Origin of the sequence: Saccharopolyspora aridisoli, assembly GCF_004348445.1 — a bacterium.
GTDB lineage: Bacteria > Actinomycetota > Actinomycetes > Mycobacteriales > Pseudonocardiaceae > Saccharopolyspora > Saccharopolyspora aridisoli.
This window is the reverse complement of the sequence record NZ_SMKV01000026.1, coordinates 38527-57423: the sequence shown is the minus strand read 5'-3', so window position 1 is coordinate 57423 and position 18897 is coordinate 38527. Positions and strand designations below refer to the sequence as shown.

The following is an 18897-nucleotide window of genomic DNA, read 5'->3' as shown; positions in this document are numbered from 1 at the left end:
CGAATGATCCCCGTCGTTCACCCGTCCCTCGGTTGAGAGGAACTCGCGATGGAGCGAACCCGACCCTGGCGCAGGCGTGCCGCGCTGCTCGCCGGCACCCTGCTGCTGGGCACGGCTGCGGGCGCCGCGCCCGGCGGTGCCGCGCCGGTCGTGCAGGTGTGGGAGACCACCGGCGACAAGAGCAAGCTCCTCGAACGCCAAGCGGACGTGGAGTTCGGGTCCGGCGGCAGCGCGAAAACGATCATCGACGTGGACCCGGCCACGACCTACCAGACCATCGACGGGTTCGGCGCCGCTTTCACCGACTCCTCGGCCTCGCTGGTCGCCAACAACCTCGACCAGGGCACGCGCGACGAGCTGATGAACGACCTCTTCGGCGCCGACGGCATCGGGCTGAGCATGGTGCGGCAGCCGCTGGGCGCCAGCGACTTCGCCACCGCCGAGTCCGGCGACTACACCTTCGACGACACCTGCTGCGACCTCGCCGACTTCACCACCGGGCACGACGAGGCCTACATCCTGCCGATCCTGCGGCAGGCCAAGCAGATCAACCCGGGCCTGAAGGTGATGGGCACGCCTTGGAGCGCTCCGGCGTGGATGAAGACCAACGACGACGTCGACGGCGGTGAGCTCAAGACCGAGAACCACGGCGTGTTCGCCGACTACCTCGTCAAGGCCGCCCAGGCCTACTCCGACGCCGGTGTGCCGCTGGACTTCCTGAGCATCCAGAACGAGCCCTACCACCCCGAGTCCGGTGACGGTTCCGCTGGATACCCGTCGATGCACATGTCCCCGGAGCAGCAGGCCGCGGCGATCGGCGACGAGATCGGCCCGAAGTTGGCCGCATCCGGTCTGAAGACGCAGCTGCTCGCGTGGGACCACAACTGGTCGCACCCCGAGTACCCGGGCATCGTCGTCGACGACCCCGAAGCGGGCCAGTACGTGCAGGGCGCGGCCTTCCACTGCTACGAGGGCGACGTGTCCGGTCAGAGCGAGTTCCAGCAGGCGCACCCGGACAAGGACATCTGGCTCACCGAGTGCTCCGGTGGTGACTGGTCGCCGGACTTCGCCCAGAACCTCAAGTGGCAGACGCAGAACCTCGTCATCGGCGGAACCCGGAACTGGGCCAAGGGCGTCGCGCTGTGGAACGTGGCGCTGGACCAGAACCACGGCCCGACCAACGGCGGCTGCTCCGATTGCCGGGGCGTGGTCACCGTCAACACCGACGACGGGCAGGTCACCTACAACGAGGAGTACTACGTCCTCGGCCACGTCGCGAAGTTCGTGGAACCCGGGGCGCAGCGCGTGGAATCGACCAGCAACCCCAATGGCATCGAGTCCGTCGCCTTCCGCAACAGCGATGGCTCCATCGCTCTGCTGGTGCTGAACGCCTCGGACTCCGAACAGGCCTTCCAGGTGCGCAGCGGCGGTCAGAGCTTCGAGCACGCCCTCCCGGCGGGGGCCGTCACGACCTTCACTTGGCAGGGGGTTTGAGGCGAGGTGGGGGGAGCGCCCGCGGGAACTTCCCCCACCGCACCGTCACTCGCCGACGGCCACGACCATGCCCCGCAGCTCGTAGCCGCCGATGGCGTCGTTGAACGACACCCTCGGCGGGGTCTGCAGGCGCACGCCGGGGAGGGCGAGCAGCTTGGTCAGGAAGACGTCGGTCTCCTGCATGGCGATGTTGTTGCCCGGGCAGCGGTGCGGACCGTCGCTGAACGACAGCCCCGGCGCCGTGGCGTCGGTGAGCTCGCGGTGCGGGCACACCTGCAGCGGCTTCTCGCCGAACGCGGCCTCATCGGCGTTGGTGCTGTTCACATCGATGTCGATGACCTCACCTGCCGGAACGGTGTGCGTCTGGCCGTCTTCGCCGGGCAGCTCCACCGGAGCCGTGGTGCGGCGCATCAGGTGCGCGACGACCGGCTCCAGCCGCAGGAACTCGTGCAGGATCGCCAGCCGCTCGGCCTCGTCGGCGTTGACGTAGCGCTCGCGCAGAGCGTCATCGGTGAACAGGTGCCAGGCAGCCAGGTTCACGAACTCGCGGGTCGTGACCATGCCCGCCGCCGCGACCGTGATGCACTCGCCGAGGATCTCCGCAGACGAGCAACCGTCCGCCAGCAGGTGCGAGATGAGGTCGTCCTGCGGCTGCTTGCGCCGGGCGCGCACCGCGGGCAGCACGTCGGCGAAGTAGATGCCGCCCCAGTTCACCGCCTGCCGCCACACCCAGTACAGGCCGTGCAGGCTCGTGAAACCCGGTTCGCCGAACTCCTCCGGGAAGAACCGCTCCAGGCGTCCCGCCAGTCCCGGACGGCTCTCGGTCAGCCCGATCACCGCGCACGCCACGCCGATCGCCAGCTCGAAGCTCAGCTCCGAGAGCACCGCGGTCCCGTTGGCCGTGAGCTTGGCCAGCTGCTCGTCGCTGACCCGCTCCATGATCCCCCGGTAGGACTCGTCGACCTTGCGGGGAGTGAAGTACTTCGCCGTCTGGCGGCGGTGCTCGCGGTGCTCCGGACCGTCTCGGTAGAGGACCGGGCGGCGGATCTTGGCGGGCATCTTCTCCACGGTCTCCACGCCGAGACCGGCCTGGACCGTGTCGGTGCTGCGCAGGGCCGCGCGGGCGGCGGCGTGACCGCGAACGCGCCACACACCGCCGGAATCCCGGCTCACCGGGCACTCACCGGTGCTCTCCCCGCGATCGATCTTGCGTGCGTCCGTGCCGTCGTCGGTCGTCGACATCTGTGGGACCGGTCCTTTCCCCAAGCCGGTGGCGAAACATGATCGTTCTTCGCTTTGTTAGCAGGCGCTCGATGATCGGCGCAGCTGGGGCTGGCGCTTCGTAGCAGAAACTTCACCGACCGCAGCGGCCGTTCAGCGGATCGGGCAGTGGGCCGTGCTGTGCGCTCCGCGTAACCCAATAGGATGGCCGCAACTTCGGACGAGGAGCAGCAGCCGTGCAGTCGCAGTTCGGCCCGTACCGGGTGGAGGGCGTCATCGCCCGCGGGGGGATGGGCGAGATCCTGCGCGCCTACGACACCCGCCACGACCGCATCGTCGCGCTCAAGCTGCTCGCTCCGCACCTGGCGGCTGACCAGGAGTTCCGCGAACGCTTCAAGCGCGAGGCGCACGCCGCTGGCCGCCTCAACGAACCCCACGTCATCCCGATCCACGGCCACGGCGAGATCGACGGCCGCCTCTACCTGGACATGCGCCTGGTCGAGGGCGAAGACCTCGGCGCTCGGCTCACCGCCCACGGTCCGATGCACCCGCAGGACGTGGTGCACGTGATCGAGCAGGTCGCGCAGGCGCTCGACGCCGCGCACGCCGCGCGCGTGGTGCACCGGGACGTCAAGCCCTCCAACGTGCTGCTCGGCGCGGGCGGATTCGCCTACCTCGTGGACTTCGGCATCGCGGCCTCCATCCAGGACGCCACGAGCCGCACCTCCGGCAGCGTCACCATGGGCACGCTGGCCTACATGGCTCCAGAGCGCTTCGGCGACGCCCCGTCCGACCACCGCGTGGACGTGTACTCGCTGGCCTGCGTTCTCTTCCAGTGCCTCACCGGCGCCAAGCCCTACGGTGTGACCAGCACCGAAGCGCTGATCTACGCCCACCTCAACCGCGAGCCCCCGAAGCCCTCGGCCGCGATGCCCGGCGTGTCAACGGCGTTCGACCGCGTGGTGGCCACCGGCATGGCCAAGAACGCCGACGAGCGCTACGCCACCGCCGGTGAGCTCGCGGCAGCGGCCCGACGAGCGCTGCGCAGCACCACCCCGCTCGGCGCCGCCGCGTCCGCCGGGATCGAGACCGAGCGGCGCAAGTCGCGGTGGCCGATCGCGCTCGCAGGCATCGGCGCGGTCGCCGCGGTGGCCGGTGTCGCCGCGGCGGTCATGACGCTGCAACCCGAACCCACCCGCGGCCAGGCGGAGCCGGTCCTGACCCCCACGTCGCCCGCGGCGACGAGCGCCCCGGCGAGCCAGTCCGCGCCGGCCAGCCCGTCGACCAGCACAGCGTCCACGGAGGTGGCCGCGCCGCCCGGCAACGCCGCGACGCCGACGGCCTCGCGGCGGCCTTACGCGTCGAAGACGTGCAAGACCATCACCTACGAGGGCAAGGCGCGCGGCAACGGGTGCTTCAACGCCGACCGCGACCACATCGGGATCAGGGACACCTACAAAGACGGGTACTGGGTCAAGATCCGCTCGGAGACCGACTACCACCACACCGCCGAGTGCCGGGACACCAGCAGCGAGGGCGAGTACGTCGAGTGCAAGCTCCAGCTCAGGCCCGAGGGCTCGGTGCGGGTCATGGTCGAGCTGTGGGACGCGAACAACAAGCTCGCCCACACCTCCTGGTCGGAATTCGCTCCGATCAGCAAGTGAGTCAGTCGACGACGCCGGACTGGTAGGCGAACACCACCAACTGGGCGCGGTCGCGCGCACCGAGCTTGACCATCGCGCGGCTGACGTGCGTGCGCGCCGTGGCAGGGCTGACCACCAGGCGTCCGGCGATCTCCTCGTTGCTCAGCCCCTCCGCCACCAGCGCCAGGACTTCGCGCTCGCGGTCGGTGAGCGTGTGCAGCTGCGGGTGCGGATCGCGGGAGCGCGGTGCCAGGTGGACGAACTCGCGCACCAGCTTCCGCGTCGCCGACGGCGCGAGCAGCGCCTCGCCGCCCGCGACCAGGCGGATCGCGCGCAGCAAGTCCACCGGGGTGGTGTCCTTGAGCAGGAATCCACTGGCACCGGCGCGCAGCGCGCTGAAGACGTACTCGTCGATCTCGAAGGTGGTCAGCACGATCACCTTGGTACCGGCCAGGTCCGCGTCCGCGGTGATGCGCCGGGTCGCCTCCAGACCGTCCACACCGGACATCCGGATGTCCATGAGCACCACTTCTGGGTGGTGCTCGCGCACCTTGCGGACGGCGTCGAGCCCGTCGGCGGCTTCGCCGACGCAGTCGAGGTCGTCCTCGGATTCGAGGAGCGTCCGCAACCCGATCCGCACCAGGTCCTGGTCGTCGACGATGAGCACGGTGATCACTGCTGCGCTCCGATCGGCAGCCGGGCGTGCACCCGGAACCGGCCGCCGGAGGACCCGGCGCTGAACTCGCCTCCGAGCGCCTCCGCGCGGCGCCGCATCCCCGGGATGCCGAGGCCGTCCCTGCCGGTGGTCGCGGGGGAGGGGTTGGTGACCTCGATGCGGACCTCCTCCGGCGAGTAGTCGATGGTGATCTCCGCGCGCTGCTCCCGGCTGTGGCGCAGCACGTTGGTCAGCGACTCCTGCAGTATCCGGTATCCGGTGAGGTCGACCGACTTCGGCAGCTCCGGCACCTCGCCGCGCACCCGCAACGCAACGTCCACCCCGGCGGCGCGGGTGCGGGTGACGAGGTCGTGCGCGCGGCTGAGGCCGGGTTCGGGGCCTTGCCCGGTTCCGGCTCGGACGACGGCCAGCGTCGCGCGGAGTTCGTCGAGGGCGTCGCTGCTGGTGCGGCTGATCGCGTTGAGGGCGATCCCGGCCTGGTCGGGCTTCTTCGGCAGCACGTGCAACGCCACGTCGGCCTGCATCTTGATCGCGGCCAGCCCGTGGCCGACCACGTCGTGCACCTCCTGGGCGATGCGCAGCCGCTCGTCGTCGACTCGCCGCCGCAGCGCTTCGGACCGCTGCCGGGCCACGGCCTCCGCCTGGGTGCGCGCCACCAGCCCCGCGGCGAAGGGCACCAACACCCACGCCGAAGCCGGGATGATGCCCTCCCAGCCGGGGCCGGTGACGAAGGTGTGCGCCCACAGCAGCAGAAGAGCGACGCCGGCAGCGATGCCCGCCGTGCGCGGTGGCCGGTGGCGCGCGGTCGAGTACACCGCGACCAACAGCGCCAGCAGGATCGGCCCGTACCGGAACCCGGAGAGGAGGTACCCGGACACCGCGACGGCCACGAGCCCGAGCACCACCAGCGGCATCCGCCGTCGCCACGCCAAGGCCAGCCCGGCGACCACGACGAACCCGATGGCGAACCCGTCCAGACCGCGCATCCCGTGCCCTGCCCACCGGTGGGCGGCGATGGTCCCGACCACCCCGACCGCGGTCACCAGCAGCGCCAGGACCACGTCGCCGATGCGAGGACGCAACACACTCATACGACCAGTCTCACCGACCGGCCCGGGTTAAGGCGTCCTCCCTGTGCCGACACACCGGCTACGTCCCCGAGCGAAGCCGATGGTCAGCATCATCGATAACTTCAGTGTCGACTGAAATTAATCCGGACAGCCGCGGGGTGCTGAGGGAATGGCCATGAGCGGAGCGAGGGCAACCGAACGGGGGAGTTGTCCGGCGGTTCGGTTGTGCATGATCTCGGGGCGTCTTCGGAGCGGCCTCAGTGTGGAGGACTCATGTTCGCAAGGGTTTTGGGCATCGTTCTGACCGGCCTGGCGCTGGTCGCCTCGGGATGTTCGGCGGAGCGCGAGTGGGGTGGGAGCGCCGCTCCGGACGGCGGAACCGCCAAGATCGGGCTGGTGACCAAGACCGACACCAACCCCTACTTCGTCGGCCTGCGGTCGGCCGCGGAGGCGGCGGCTTCGGCGAAGGACGCAGAGTTCATCGCGCTGGCTGGGCAGTTCGACGGTGACAACGACGGCCAGGTCCGGGCCATCGAGAACTTCATCCAGCAGGGCGTGACCACGATCATGATCACCCCGAACTCCTCCACCGGCGTGATCGACGCGCTGGCGCGTGCCCGGCAGGCGGGCATCCTGGTCATCGCCCTGGACACCACGACCGAACCGACCGAGGCCGCCGACGTCACCTTCGCCACCGACAACTTCGAGGCCGGACGCCTCCAAGGCGCCTACGCCAAGGCAGCACTCGGCGACCGGGCGCCCGCGGTCCTGATGATCGACGGCACTGCGGGGTCCTCGGTGAGCACCCTGCGGCACGCGGGGTTCCTCGCCGGCATGGGGCTGGCCGACGGAGCTCCGCAGATCCGAGGCACCACCAACGCCAACGGGGACCAGAACCTCGCGCAGCAGGGCGCCGAGAACCTCCTGGCCCGCAGCAGCGACATCAACACCGCCTACACGATGAACGAACCCACAGCGCGCGGCGTCCACGCGGCCCTGCAGGCCCGAGGCCTCGGCGAGCAGGTCGTGATGGCCTCGATCGACGGCGGTTGCGAAGGCATCGCGGCGATCAAGTCCGGCCAGATCCGCGCCACGGTCATGCAGTTCCCCGACAAGATGGCGCAGCTGGGCGTCGACGCCGCCGTCGAGCACGCGCGCACCGGCACCAAGCCCGGCGGGTTCCACGACACCGGCTCGGTGGTGATCACCGACGAGCCGATGCCCGGCATCCCGAGCCAGCCCGTGGCGTGGGGCGAGCAGCACTGCTGGGGCGAGAAGTGACGGCCACCGCCGAGGAACGCCTCAGCGCCCGCGAATTCCTGCTGCGCGCACCTGCGGTCGGCCCTGCGCTGGCGCTGCTGCTGGCCGTCGCGGTGTTCTCGCTGACCACCGACACGTTCCTCGACCCGGACAACCTGTCGCTGGTTGTCCAGCAGTCGTTGGTGATCGGGACGCTGGCGCTGGGCCAGACCCTGATCATCCTCACCGGCGGCATCGACCTCGCCAACGCCTCGGCCGCCGTGGTGGCGACCCTCGTGATGGCACTGCTGGTGCTCGCTGGCACCCCCGGAGTCCTCGCGCTGCCGGCCGGGATCGCCACCACGGCGCTGATCGGGCTGGTGATCGGCACGCTGGTCACCCGTGTCCGGCTGCCGCCGTTCATCGTCACCCTCGGCATGCTGACCATGCTCACCGCCATCGCGAAGCTGCTCGCCGACGGCGAAGCCGTGCCCACCGGTGACGGGCTGCTGACCTGGTTGGGAACCCGTCGCTACCTGTTCGGCGGCATCGAGATCACCTACGGCATGACGCTCGCCCTGCTGCTGTACCTGGTGGTCTGGTACGCGCTGACCCGGACAGCGTGGGGCAGGCACGTCTACGCCGTCGGCAACGCGCCGGAGGCCGCGCGCCTGTCGGGCGTCGCGGTCAACCGCACGCTGCTGTCGGTCTACGTCGTCGCCGGGGTGATCTTCGGGATCGCCGCCTGGCAGGCGCTCGGCCGGGTGCCCAACGCGGACCCGAACGCCTACCAGCTCGGCAACCTAGACTCCATCACCGCCGTGGTCCTCGGCGGCACGAGCCTGTTCGGCGGGCGCGGTTCGGTGCTGGGAACCCTGATGGGCGCGTTGATCGTCGCGGTGCTGCGCTCCGGGCTCACTCAGCTCGGCGTCGACGCCCTCTACCAGGACGTGGCCACGGGTGCGCTGGTGATCGCGGCGGTGGTGTTCGACCGGCTGGCCAGGAGGCAACCATGAGCACGCCCACGCTGTCGGCCACGGGCCTGAGCAAGCACTACGGGCGGGTCACCGCCATCGACGACGCCGACTTCGAGGTCTTCCCCGGCGAGGTGCTGGCGGTCGTCGGCGACAACGGAGCGGGCAAGACCAGCCTGATCAAAGCGCTCTCGGGCGCGCTCATCCCGGACGCGGGCGAGATCCGCGTGGACGGTGAGCCGGTGCGGTTCCGGGGCCCCCTGGACGCCCGGCGCTGCGGGATCGAAACCGTCTACCAGGACCTCGCGCTGGCACCGGCCCAGGACATCGCGGCCAACATGTTCCTCGGTCGCGAGCGGCGGCACGCGGGCGTGCTGGGAAGCGTGCTGCGCAAGGTCGACCGGGCGGCGATGCGGGCAGAGGCGCAGCGGGTTCTCGACGAGCTGGGGATCGCGGTCAAGTCGATCACCCAGCCGGTGGAGACGCTCTCCGGCGGTCAGCGCCAGGGCGTCGCGGTCGCCCGCGCGGCGGCGTTCGGCAGCAAGGCCGTCATCATGGACGAGCCCACCGCGGCGCTGGGCGTGGCCGAGGCGGGAAAGGTCCTGGAACTCATCGACCGGATCCGCGCGAGAGGGCTCCCGGTCGTGCTGATCAGCCACAACATGCCGCACGTGTTCGACATCGCCGATCGGATCCACGTGCACCGGCTCGGCAGGCGCGTCGGCGTCGTCTCGCCGCGCACGCACGACATGAGCCAGGTCGTCGGACTGATCACCGGAGCGTTGGAGGCAGGGCAGGACGGAGCGTTGCGCGAGATCTCAGGTGCTCGCCGCCGCGACGGCTGAGTCCGTCAACTATCCACAATGGAGTGGTATTCGGTCAGGCGGGCGACGTAGTCGTCGATCTGCTCGTCCAGCTCGGCCAGCCGGGTGCGCAACCGCTCGGCCTGCTGGGTCGAGGCGCCGGGGAGTTGCGCGGCGAGGTGCCCGTACTCGGCCAGCACCGTGGGGAGGTTGCTGGTGTCCTGCTGCCTGGGAAATCGCTCCATATCACGATGGTGCGGCCGAACGTCCGATTCGTCGATTCGATCTACGGCGTGCCACACGGCCCTGGTCGGGTGATCTCGAGCGGATATGCTCATCAAGAACAACCGACCGGGTGAATTCGGGAGGCGCGATGAGCGACGCGGACGTGGTGGCCGAGGCGCGAGAGCTGCTCAAGGCCACGCCGGTGCTCGACGGTCACAACGACCTGCCCTGGGCACTGCGGGAGCAGGTCCGCTACGACCTCGACCAGCGCGACATCGCCACCGACCAGACCGGGCGCCTGCACACCGACCTCGCGCGCCTGGACGCAGGGGGAGTCGGCGGGCAGTTCTGGTCGGTCTACGTGCCCACCGAGCTGCAGGGTGACGACGCGGTCAGCGCCACGCTGGAGCAGATCGACTGCGTCAACGCCCTCGCCGCCCGCTACCCGGACCGGCTGCGCCTGGTCCGCACCGCCGACGAGATCGAGGCCGCCCGCGCCGATGGCAAGATCGCCTCGCTGATGGGCGCTGAAGGCGGGCACTCGATCAACTGCTCGCTGGCCACCTTGCGCGCCTTCTACGACTTGGGCGTTCGGTACCTGACGCTGACGCACAACGACAACACCCCCTGGGCCGACGCCGCTACCGACGAGCCCGCGCACGACGGGCTCACCGCCTTCGGCGTCGAGGTCGTGCGCGAGATGAACCGGATGGGCATGCTCGTCGACCTCTCGCACGTCGCCGCCGACACCATGCGCGACGCGCTGCGCGCCAGCCGCGCCCCGGTGGTGTTCTCGCACTCCTCCTCGCGCGCGGTCAGCTCGCACCCGCGCAACATCCCCGACGACGTGCTCGCCCAGCTGCCCGGCAACGGTGGCGTGGCGATGGCGACGTTCGTGACCAAGTTCGTCCTGCAGGAGTCGGTGGAGTGGACCGCCGCCGCGCAGCGCGAGCTGGTCGCACGCGGGCTCAGCGACCTGTCGGGCACTCCGGAGGCAAAGGAGGTGCTGCGCGAGTTCGAGGAGGCGAACCCGCAGCCGGTGGCCACCTCGTCGACCGTTGCCGACCACCTGGACCACATGCGCGAGGTCGCCGGCATCGACCACATCGGCCTCGGCGGCGACTACGACGGCACGAGGTTCCTGCCGCAGGACCTCGATGACGTGTCCGGCTACCCGAACCTCATCGCCGAGCTGCTCCGCCGCGGCTGGTCGCACGCCGACCTGGGCAAGCTGACCTGGCACAACGCCGTCCGCGTGCTGCGCGACGCCGAGCGCGTGGCCGCGGAGCTGCAGCGCACCGAATCGCCGTCGATCGCCACCATCGAACAGCTCGACGGCTGACCTCCTCGTAACTCGCGCCCGGCGGTGATCTCCGCCGGGCGCGTTCTGCTCCGGCGGATCCGCTTCGGCCTAGCGCTGCGCCGACTCGGTGACCCGGGGTCGTCCCTCACGCCCGCGCGCAGTCGCGGTGGGTAGTCGACTGGTCCATTGTGGTCAGGGCTGGCCACTCGATCCGGCCACCTGCTGGCGGGTCTGCGCGGGACGCGCGCTTCCGGTGTCCAATATGGAACGGGAGAAGGTGCGTGGTCGAACACCGGCGCGAATCACCGTGATTCACGTGGTTCTTCGTTCGCCCTGCGGTGCGGCAGGGGCGCTCATACGATGCCGGTTGCGCCTCCTGGCCGGTGGATAGGAGGAGGACCGATGGTCTTGTCGTTGCCGGACGAGACGCTGTCCGGAGAGGATCCCGAACACCCGCAGTGGTCGGCGCGTCCGGGGGAGCTGCCGCGCAGCGCCGCCGTGCTGGCGAGAATGCGTTCGGAGAACTTCCCGGTGGCTTCCCGCGTCCTGCCCGGCGGTGTCCGCAGGCACCTGCACGCCCTCTACGGCTACTTCCGGCTCGTCGACTACGCCGGGGACGAGGCCCCCGGCAACCGCGACGCGCTGCTGGCCTTCCTCGAACACGACCTCGAACGCGCCTACCAGGGCACCGCGCGCACCTCCATCATGCAGGCGCTGGAGCCCACGGTCACCGAGTGCGGAATCCCGATGTCCACGCTGGTCAAGCTGATCGAGGCCAACCGGTGGGACCAGCACGTCAAGCGCTACGACGACTTCGCCGGCCTGCTGGACTACTGCGCGCTGTCGGCCAACCCGGTGGGGGAGTCGGTGCTGCACGTCTTCGGCCGCGCCGAGGAGGGCCTGATCGCCCTGTCCGACAAGATCTGCACCGCGCTGCAGCTCCTGGAGCACCTGCAGGACCTCGCTGAAGATCACCTGGCCGGCCGCGTCTACCTGCCCGCCGAGGACCTCAAGCGCTACGGCTGCGACGAGCAGGACTTCACAGCGCCGCGCGCCTCGACCGCGCTGCGCGGGCTGGTGCGCTTCGAGGTCGACCGCGCTCGCCGGATGCTGCGCGATGGCAGCGTCCTGGTCGGTGCCCTGTCGGGCACCGCCCGGGTGGCCGTCGCCGGCTACGTCGCAGGCGGGCTGGCCACCGTCGCCGCGTTCCGCGCGGCTGGACACGACCCGCTGGCCGCGCAGGTCAGCCCGAGCAAGTCGCGCACCTTCACCGAATGGGCGCGGCTGCACGCGATGGGAGGAACTCGGTGACCTCACCTACCCGGTTGCGGGACGCCTACCAGGAGTGCGAGCGGATCACCCGCGAGCAGGCCCGCAACTTCTCCTACGGCATCCGGCTGCTGCCAGGTCCGAAGCGCGGCGCGCTCTCGGCGGTCTACGCGTTCGCCCGCCGCGTGGACGACGTGGGCGACGGCGACCTGCCGCGCGAGGAGAAGCTGCGCGAGCTCAAGGCGTGCCGCGAAGCCGTGCACCAGTCGTCGACCGACTCGACCGATCCGGTGCTGGTCGCCTTGGCCGATGCCGCGACGCGCATGCCGTTGTCACTGGAAGCGTTCGACGAACTCATCGACGGTTGCGAGGCCGACGTGCGCGGCACCAGCTACACGACCTTCGACGAGCTGCTGCACTACTGCCGCTGCGTAGCGGGTTCGATCGGCCGGCTGTCGCTGGGCGTGTTCGGCACTGACGAACCGAACGTCGCCACGGCGCGGGCTGACGCGCTCGGCGTGGCGTTGCAGCTGACCAACATCCTGCGCGACGTCCGCGAGGACCAGCTCAACGGTCGGGTGTACCTGCCCGCCTCCGACCTCGCGCACTTCGGCGTGCGGCTGGAACCCGGTGGCGGGTTCGTCGAGGACACCGTGAGGTGGAACAGGATGATGCGGTTCCAAGCCGCGCGCGCCGACCGCTGGTACACCGAGGGCTTCCGGCTGCTGCCGATGCTGGACCGGCGCTCGCGCGCCTGCTGTGCCTCGATGGCGGGCATCTACCACCAGCTGCTGGTGCGCATCGCCACTGATCCCAACGCCGCGATGCACCAGCGGACCTCGCTGTCGGGCTGGCGCAAAGCGGGAGTCGCGGTCCGCTCGCTGGCCGGGATGACGCCGTGAACCGCGGGACCGTGGTGGTCATCGGCGGCGGGCTCGCCGGCATGGCCGCTGCCCTGGACTGCCGGGAACGCGGGTACTCCGCGCGGCTGCTGGAGGCGAGGCCCCGGCTCGGCGGGGCGACCTACTCGTTCACGCGCGGAGACCTGCTGGTCGACACCGGTCAGCACGTGCTGCTGCGCTGCTACACCGCCTACCTCGACCTGCTGCGCAGGTTCGGCGCGGCCGACGGGATCCGGTTGCAGCAGAAGTTCCGCGTGCCCGTGCTCAGCCCGGGTGCGGCATCGGCGTCGCTGACCCGCTGGAACCTGCGCGCCCCCGCGCACCTGGCCCCGGCGCTGCTGAGCTACCGGCGGCTCAACGTCGCGCAGCGGGTCCGGGCGGCGCGCACCGCGCTCGCGCTGCGCGGCATCGACCCCCTCGACCCGGCGATCGACGAGAAGAGCCTCGGCCAGTGGTTGCGCGATCAGGGCGAGACACCGCGCGCGGTCGACGCGCTGTGGGGTCTGCTGGCCGTGGCCGCGCTCAACGCCGAACCCGACGATGCCTCGATGGCGCTGGCCGCCAGAGTTTTCCGCACCGGATTGCTCGAAAACTCCGACGCCTGCGACATCGGGGTCCCGCAGCGACCGCTCTCCGAGCTGCACGGCGAGGCCGGGCGGCGCACCCTGCTCGCGGCGGGCGTCGACGTGCGGCTCCGGTGCAAGGCGCGCGCGATCCGCCGCGGGCCGAAGGGTTTCCAAATACCGGTCGAGGAGCAGGCCGGCGCGAGCGTGCTCGACGCGGACTCCGTCGTGGTGGCCACCCCGCACCCGGCGGCTGCGGCTCTCGTCGACGAGCTGCCGGTGCGCGGCTCTGCTGAGTGGTCCCGGCTGTCGTCATCGCCGATCGTCAACGTGCACGCCCACTTCGACCGCGCGGTCACCGATGTCGAAATGGCCGCCGTGCTCGACTCGCCCGTGCAGTGGGTCTTCGACCGCACCCGCATCTCCGGTGCCCGTCGAGGCCAGTACCTGGCGCTGTCGCAGTCCGCCGCGCAGCAGGAGATCGGGATGCGGACCGAAGAACTGCGCGAGATCTTCCTCCCGGCGCTGCGCGAGCTGTTCCCCGCGGTCGGGAAGGCGAATCTGCTGGACTTCTTCGTCACCCGCGAACCTCACGCCACCTTCCGGCAGGCGCCCGGCAGCGCGGCACTCCGTCCTTCCGCGAACACCGACGTGCCCGGCTTGGTGCTCGCCGGTGCGTGGACGGCCACCGGCTGGCCGGACACCACCGAAGGCGCGGTGCGAAGCGGGATCCGCGCCGCCGAAGTGGTGGACGCCGAACAGCGAGCGCGGACGAGCGTGGAGGTGACGGCATGACCACACTCCTGCCTCTGGCCCTGCGCACAGCGCGGGAGCAGGTCGAACCGACGCTGCGCTCGGCGGTGGCGCGGCTGGACGCCGACACCCGGCGGGTCAGCGAGTACCACTTCGGCTGGATCGGCGTCGACGGCTCGCCCACCGACGCCGGGGGCAAGGCGCTGCGTCCCGCGATGGTCCTCGCCGCGACCGAAACAGCATGCGGCACAGCAGAACACGGCGTCCCGGCGGCGGCAGCGGTGGAAATCGTGCACAACTTCTCGCTGCTGCACGACGACGTGATGGACGGCGACATCTCCCGCAGGCACCGGCCCACCGCCTGGACGGTCTTCGGATCGTCCGCGGCGATCCTGGCGGGTGACGCGCTGCTGACCATGGCACCGGAGGTCCTGCTGGAATCCGATGCCCCCCACGCGTCGGTGGCGGTGCGCTCGTTGTTGACGACCACCCGGGTGCTCATCGCCGGGCAGACCGCCGATCTGGGCTTCGAACGCCGCCACGACGTCGACCTCACCGAATGCCTGAGCATGGCGCACGACAAGACCGCCGCGCTGCTGGCCTGCGCCTGCTCCATCGGGCCGCTGAGCGTCGGAGCCCCGCGGGAGGGCGTTCGCGCGCTGCACGCCTACGGCACCGAGCTGGGGATGGCGTTCCAGCTGGTCGACGACCTGCTGGGCCTGTGGGGAGACCCGGAGGTCACCGGCAAACCAGTGCTGTCGGACCTGCGCACCCGCAAGAAGACGGTCCCGGTGGTGCACGCCCTGACCTCAGGAACAGCAGCGGGGGAGCGGTTGTGGGAGCTCTACGAGCAGCCCGAACAGCTCACCGAGGCGCAGTTGTGCGAAGCCGCCGAGATGGTGCGTCGCGCCGGTTCCGAGGACTGGACGCGGGGGGAGTGCCGCCGCCGACTCGAAATCGCGGAGGCGCAGCTCGAAGTCGGATCGCTGGGCGACACCGCGGCACTGCGAGAGCTCGCTGAATTCATCGTACGGAGGAAGCTTTGACCGAACAGCTGCAACAGCCCACGCGATCGGCCGCCACCGCCGTCCAGATCCCCAGCCAGGGAGCGGCGCGGGCCGAAGCCCGGACGGCGGCGCTGGCCGCCCGCGACCACCTGCTGTCGTTGCAGAGCCCGGAGGGCTGGTGGAAGGGCGAGCTGGACACCAACGTGACCATGGACGTCGAGGACCTGCTGCTGCGGCAGTTCCTCGGCATCCGCACCTCGTCGGAAACCGTGCAGACGGCCCGCTGGATCCGCTCCCAGCAGCGCGAGGACGGCACCTGGGCGACCTTCCACGGTGGTCCCGGCGATCTGTCCACCACGGTCGAGGCGTACGCGGCCCTCAAGCTCGCCGGTGACGACGTCGACGCCGCGCACATGCGGGCCGCCAGGGATTGGATCCTGGACAGCGGTGGCCTGGAGGGAACCCGGGTGTTCACCCGGATCTGGCTGGCGCTGTTCGGCGAGTGGTCCTGGGACGACCTGCCCGCCATGCCGCCGGAAGTGGTGCTGCTGCCCGAGTGGTGCCCGCTCAACGTTTCCGACTGGGCGTGCTGGGCCCGTCAGACCGTGGTGCCGCTGACCGTGGTGTGCACCATGCGCCCGCGCCGCGACCTGGGCATCGGGTTGCGGGAGCTGCGCACCGGGCGGCCCGCGGCGCGACCGAAGCGCGAGTGGTCCTGGGGCTACGGCTTCCACACCCTCGACCGCGTTCTGCACCGCTACCACCGCCGACCGGTGAAATCGCTGCGCACGCACGCGATGCGGCGCGCGGCCGAGTGGATCGTGGCGCGCCAGGAGGCCGACGGCTCGTGGGGCGGCATCCAGCCTCCGTGGGTGTACTCGATCCTCGCGCTGCACCTGCTCGGCTACCCGATGAACCACCCGGTGATCGCCAAGGGCCTCGGCGGGCTGGAGCGGTTCCTGATCCGCGAGCAGACGCCCGAGGGCACCGTCCGCAGGCTGGAGGCGTGCCAGTCTCCGGTGTGGGACACCGTTCTGGGCGTGCAGGCGCTGCGCGACGCCGGTGTTCCCGCCGACCACCCGTCGCTGCAGCGAGCGGTGGACTACCTGCTGGCCGAGGAGATCCGGGTCAAGGGTGACTGGTCGGTCAAGCGCCCGGAGCTGCCCGCTGGGGGTGGCTGGGCGTTCGAGTTCGACAACGACGGATACCCCGACATCGACGACACCGCCGAGGTGCTCCTCGCGCTCAACCGCGTTGAGCACCCCGACTCGGAAGCCGTGCGCGGTGCGATCGCGCGTGGTGTCCGCTGGTTGCGCGGGATGCGCTCGAAGGACGGCGGCTGGGCAGCGTTCGACGCCGACAACACCCGGCAGCTGGTGGGCAAGCTGCCGTTCTGCGACTTCGGCGAGGTCATCGACCCGCCCTCGGCCGATGTCACCGCGCACGTGGTGGAGGCGCTGGCCGTCCTCGGCGAGCACGACGAGGTGTTGCGCGGCGGGGTGAAGTGGCTGCTGTCCAACCAGGAGCGCGACGGGTCGTGGTTCGGGCGGTGGGGCGCCAACCACGTCTACGGCACCGGTGCCGTCGTGCCCGCCCTGGTCGCGGCCGGAGTGGATCGCCAGCACCGCGCGTTGCGGGACGCCGTGCGCTGGCTGGAGAACCACCAGAACGATGACGGAGGCTGGGGCGAGGACTTGCGCTCCTACGACGATCCCCAGTGGATCGGCCGAGGCACCTCCACGGCCTCCCAGACGGGCTGGGCGCTGATGGCGCTGCTGGCCGTGGGCAGGCACGACACCGACGCGGTGCGCCGCGGGATCGGCTACCTGGCCCGAAGCCAGCGCGCCGACGGCAATTGGGACGAACCCCAGTTCACCGGGACCGGGTTCCCCGGGGACTTCTACATCAACTACCACCTGTACCGGGTGATCTTCCCGCTGACCGCGCTCGGGCGCTACCTGCGGGACGGGGAGTGACATGTCGACGAGGATGCTGATCTGCGCGCCGATGCGACTGGAGGCCAGCGCGCTGCGCTCCGCCCTCGGTGGGGCCGCGACCGGCCAGGAAACCCTGCGCACCACCGGGCTCGGAGCCGATTCGGTGACGGTGCGCCGCACCGGGTACGGGCCGCGCCGCAGCGCGAGCAGCGCGGTCCGGCTGCTGGCCGCGGACTTCGACGTCCTGGTGGTCGCGGGCCTGGCGGGCGGGCTGTCACCGGAGGTGCGCAGCGGGGACGTGATCGTCGCCGACGAACTGCGCGGACACCGCGAGGTGCTGCGCTGCGAGACGGCCCACTCGCTGGCCGCCGAACTCACGCGCAGCGGGTTCCCGGTGCGCTGCGGGCCGGTCGTGACCGCCGACGCGCTGGTCCACGGTCAGCGCCGCGCCGAGCTAACCGCAACGGGTGCGCTCGCGGTGGACATGGAATCGGCGGTGCTGGCCCAGGCCGCGGGGCACCGGCCGCTGGCGATCGTGCGCGTCGTGGTCGACACCGCGCAACAACCCCTGCTGCGGCCCGGCACCGTTCACCGGGTGATGTCCGGACTGGCGCGGCTGCACGCCGTGGGCTCCTGCCTGCGGCGGTGGGGCCGCCACATCCCACCGGAACTTCGCACGACCTGTGAGGAGGCGTTGTAACCATGGGAATTCCCGTGCGCCAAGCGGTTCGCGTCGGTGCGTACCTGATGAAGCAGAAGCTGGCCCGGCGCGAGAAGTTCGCGCTCACCCTGGAACTGGAACCGCTGTTCGCCTGCAACCTGGCGTGCGCCGGGTGCGGGAAGATCCAGCACCCGGCAAGCGTTCTCAAGCAGCGGATGCCGGTCGAGCAGGCGTTGGCCGCGGTCGAGGAGTGCGGTGCCCCGGTGGTGTCCATCGCCGGTGGTGAACCACTGATGCACCCCGAGATCGACGTGCTGGTCAAGGAACTGGTCAAGCGCAAGAAGTTCGTCTACCTGTGCACCAACGCGCTGCTGATGCCGCGCAAGATCGACGAGTTCGAGCCGTCCCCGTACTTCTCCTTCGCCGTGCACATCGACGGACTGGAAGAGCGCCACGACGCCTCGGTGTGCAAGCAGGGGGTGTTCGCCCAGGCCGTGGACAACGTCGAGGACGCCCAGCGGCGCGGATTCCGGGTGACCACGAATTCGACCTTCTTCACCACCGACACGCCGCAGTCGGTGATCGAAGTGCTCGACTACCTCAACAACGACCTCAAGGTCGACCAGATGATGCTCTCGCCGGCCTACGCCTACGACAAGGCGCCGGACCAGGAGCACTTCCTCGGCGTGACCGAGACCCGCGAGCTGTTCAGGAAGGTCTTCGCCGACGGGCGGCGGAAGAGGTGGCGCTTCAACCACTCGCCGCTGTTCCTGGACTTCCTCGAAGGCAAGATCGACTTCGGGTGCACGGCCTGGGCCATCCCGTCCTACTCGCTCTACGGCTGGCAACGGCCCTGCTACCTGATGAGCGACGGCTACGCGAGCAGCTACCGGGAGTTGCTGGAGGACACAGACTGGGCGGCCTACGGGCGCGGCAACGACCCGCGCTGCGCGAACTGCATGGCCCACTGCGGCTACGAACCCACCTCGGTCCTGGCCACCATGGGCTCGCTGCGGGAATCGCTCCGAGCCGTGCGCGGCTAGGCTGCCTCGGAATCACCTTGCTCGGCGGTGCCGGTGGCGGCTCTGGTTCGATCTGACCGGACTCGTGGAACATCGAGCGTGGTCGGGCCAGGACCGCCTCATGTCCCAGCATCG

The 18897-nt window shown here is 70.5% G+C and carries 17 protein-coding genes; 13 read left to right on the top strand and 4 right to left on the bottom strand.

The features are described 5' to 3' along the window. The first annotated feature begins 48 nt into the window (after positions 1–48). A complete protein-coding gene (locus tag E1161_RS19435; RefSeq protein WP_132625309.1) occupies positions 49–1494 on the top strand; it encodes a glycoside hydrolase family 30 protein in 1446 nt (481 codons plus the stop codon). 45 nt (positions 1495–1539) lie between these two features. Here E1161_RS19435 and E1161_RS19430 read toward each other — a convergent pair whose 3' ends face one another. Beyond that, entirely contained in the window at positions 1540–2736 is a 1197-nt protein-coding gene (locus E1161_RS19430) for a cytochrome P450 (RefSeq protein ID WP_132625307.1), read from the bottom strand. 215 nt (positions 2737–2951) lie between these two features. Here E1161_RS19430 and E1161_RS19425 point away from each other — a divergent pair, with 215 nt between their 5' ends. Further along, complete coding sequence (locus E1161_RS19425) at positions 2952–4379, top strand: serine/threonine-protein kinase (RefSeq protein ID WP_132625305.1); 1428 nt, start codon at positions 2952–2954, stop codon at positions 4377–4379. A 1-nt stretch (position 4380) separates the two neighbouring features. Here E1161_RS19425 and E1161_RS19420 read toward each other — a convergent pair whose 3' ends face one another. Both E1161_RS19420 and E1161_RS19415 read right to left on the bottom strand, forming a co-directional pair. Beyond that, entirely contained in the window at positions 4381–5034 is a 654-nt protein-coding gene (locus E1161_RS19420) for a response regulator (protein ID WP_132625303.1), read from the bottom strand. Then, the gene (locus E1161_RS19415; RefSeq protein WP_132625301.1) at positions 5031–6125 is read right to left on the bottom strand and encodes a sensor histidine kinase; all 1095 of its coding nucleotides are present in this window, start codon (positions 6123–6125) and stop codon (positions 5031–5033) included. The genes E1161_RS19420 and E1161_RS19415 overlap by 4 nt, the downstream gene beginning before the upstream one ends. Before the next feature lie 252 nt (positions 6126–6377). Here E1161_RS19415 and E1161_RS19410 point away from each other — a divergent pair, with 252 nt between their 5' ends. The 3 genes from E1161_RS19410 to E1161_RS19400 are packed head-to-tail and all read left to right on the top strand — an operon-like array spanning position 6378 to position 9162. Continuing rightward, complete coding sequence (locus E1161_RS19410; RefSeq protein ID WP_132625299.1) at positions 6378–7385, top strand: substrate-binding domain-containing protein; 1008 nt, start codon at positions 6378–6380, stop codon at positions 7383–7385. Continuing rightward, positions 7382–8359, top strand: a complete 978-nt coding sequence (locus E1161_RS19405; RefSeq protein ID WP_132625297.1) for an ABC transporter permease — start codon at positions 7382–7384, stop codon at positions 8357–8359. The genes E1161_RS19410 and E1161_RS19405 overlap by 4 nt, the downstream gene beginning before the upstream one ends. Next, positions 8356–9162 carry an ATP-binding cassette domain-containing protein gene (locus E1161_RS19400; protein ID WP_132625295.1) on the top strand — a complete coding sequence of 269 codons (807 nt, stop codon included), beginning with the start codon at positions 8356–8358 and terminating at the stop codon, positions 9160–9162. Before E1161_RS19405 ends, E1161_RS19400 begins: the two co-directional genes overlap by 4 nt. Before the next feature lie 5 nt (positions 9163–9167). Here the strand turns inward: E1161_RS19400 and E1161_RS19395 are convergent, their stop codons facing one another. Further along, positions 9168–9365 (bottom strand): hypothetical protein, encoded by a 198-nt coding sequence (locus tag E1161_RS19395; protein ID WP_132625293.1) that lies wholly within the window; start codon positions 9363–9365, stop codon positions 9168–9170. A gap of 128 nt (positions 9366–9493) precedes the next feature. Between E1161_RS19395 and E1161_RS19390 the strand changes: the two genes are divergently transcribed. From E1161_RS19390 to hpnH, 8 genes are all read left to right on the top strand, one after another. Continuing rightward, positions 9494–10687 (top strand): dipeptidase, encoded by a 1194-nt coding sequence (locus E1161_RS19390; RefSeq protein WP_132625291.1) that lies wholly within the window; start codon positions 9494–9496, stop codon positions 10685–10687. Between the two features lie 363 nt (positions 10688–11050). Further along, the gene (hpnC, locus tag E1161_RS19385) at positions 11051–11959 is read left to right on the top strand and encodes a squalene synthase HpnC (protein WP_132625289.1); all 909 of its coding nucleotides are present in this window, start codon (positions 11051–11053) and stop codon (positions 11957–11959) included. Then, on the top strand, positions 11923–12819 hold the full coding sequence (gene hpnD / locus E1161_RS19380; RefSeq protein ID WP_132625287.1) for a presqualene diphosphate synthase HpnD: 897 nt from the start codon (positions 11923–11925) through the stop codon (positions 12817–12819). The genes hpnC and hpnD overlap by 37 nt, the downstream gene beginning before the upstream one ends. Then, a complete protein-coding gene (gene hpnE, locus E1161_RS19375; protein ID WP_132625285.1) occupies positions 12816–14177 on the top strand; it encodes a hydroxysqualene dehydroxylase HpnE in 1362 nt (453 codons plus the stop codon). Before hpnD ends, hpnE begins: the two co-directional genes overlap by 4 nt. After that, positions 14174–15181 (top strand): polyprenyl synthetase family protein, encoded by a 1008-nt coding sequence (locus E1161_RS19370; protein WP_132625283.1) that lies wholly within the window; start codon positions 14174–14176, stop codon positions 15179–15181. Before hpnE ends, E1161_RS19370 begins: the two co-directional genes overlap by 4 nt. 47 nt (positions 15182–15228) lie before the next feature. Beyond that, a complete protein-coding gene (gene shc / locus E1161_RS19365) occupies positions 15229–17118 on the top strand; it encodes a squalene--hopene cyclase (protein ID WP_132625349.1) in 1890 nt (629 codons plus the stop codon). Between the two features lies 1 nt (position 17119). Next, positions 17120–17779 carry a 5'-methylthioadenosine/S-adenosylhomocysteine nucleosidase family protein gene (locus E1161_RS19360; RefSeq protein ID WP_132625281.1) on the top strand — a complete coding sequence of 220 codons (660 nt, stop codon included), beginning with the start codon at positions 17120–17122 and terminating at the stop codon, positions 17777–17779. A 2-nt stretch (positions 17780–17781) separates the two neighbouring features. Beyond that, positions 17782–18783 (top strand): adenosyl-hopene transferase HpnH, encoded by a 1002-nt coding sequence (hpnH, locus tag E1161_RS19355; RefSeq protein ID WP_132625279.1) that lies wholly within the window; start codon positions 17782–17784, stop codon positions 18781–18783. The last annotated feature ends 114 nt before the right edge of the window (positions 18784–18897 follow it).

Bases quoted from the DNA above. Each gene is read 5' to 3' on its own strand.
- E1161_RS19435 (WP_132625309.1), top strand. From the start codon at position 49: ATGGAGCGAACCCGACCCTGGCGCAGGCGTGCCGCGCTGCTCGCCGGC.
- E1161_RS19430 (WP_132625307.1), bottom strand. From the start codon at position 2,736: ATGTCGACGACCGACGACGGCACGGACGCACGCAAGATCGATCGCGGG.
- E1161_RS19415 (WP_132625301.1), bottom strand. From the start codon at position 6,125: ATGAGTGTGTTGCGTCCTCGCATCGGCGACGTGGTCCTGGCGCTGCTG.
- E1161_RS19410 (WP_132625299.1), top strand. From the start codon at position 6,378: ATGTTCGCAAGGGTTTTGGGCATCGTTCTGACCGGCCTGGCGCTGGTC.
- E1161_RS19400 (WP_132625295.1), top strand. From the start codon at position 8,356: ATGAGCACGCCCACGCTGTCGGCCACGGGCCTGAGCAAGCACTACGGG.
- E1161_RS19395 (WP_132625293.1), bottom strand. From the start codon at position 9,365: ATGGAGCGATTTCCCAGGCAGCAGGACACCAGCAACCTCCCCACGGTG.
- E1161_RS19390 (WP_132625291.1), top strand. From the start codon at position 9,494: ATGAGCGACGCGGACGTGGTGGCCGAGGCGCGAGAGCTGCTCAAGGCC.
- hpnC (WP_132625289.1), top strand. From the start codon at position 11,051: ATGGTCTTGTCGTTGCCGGACGAGACGCTGTCCGGAGAGGATCCCGAA.
- hpnD (WP_132625287.1), top strand. From the start codon at position 11,923: ATGGGCGCGGCTGCACGCGATGGGAGGAACTCGGTGACCTCACCTACC.
- E1161_RS19370 (WP_132625283.1), top strand. From the start codon at position 14,174: ATGACCACACTCCTGCCTCTGGCCCTGCGCACAGCGCGGGAGCAGGTC.
- E1161_RS19360 (WP_132625281.1), top strand. From the start codon at position 17,120: ATGTCGACGAGGATGCTGATCTGCGCGCCGATGCGACTGGAGGCCAGC.
- hpnH (WP_132625279.1), top strand. From the start codon at position 17,782: ATGGGAATTCCCGTGCGCCAAGCGGTTCGCGTCGGTGCGTACCTGATG.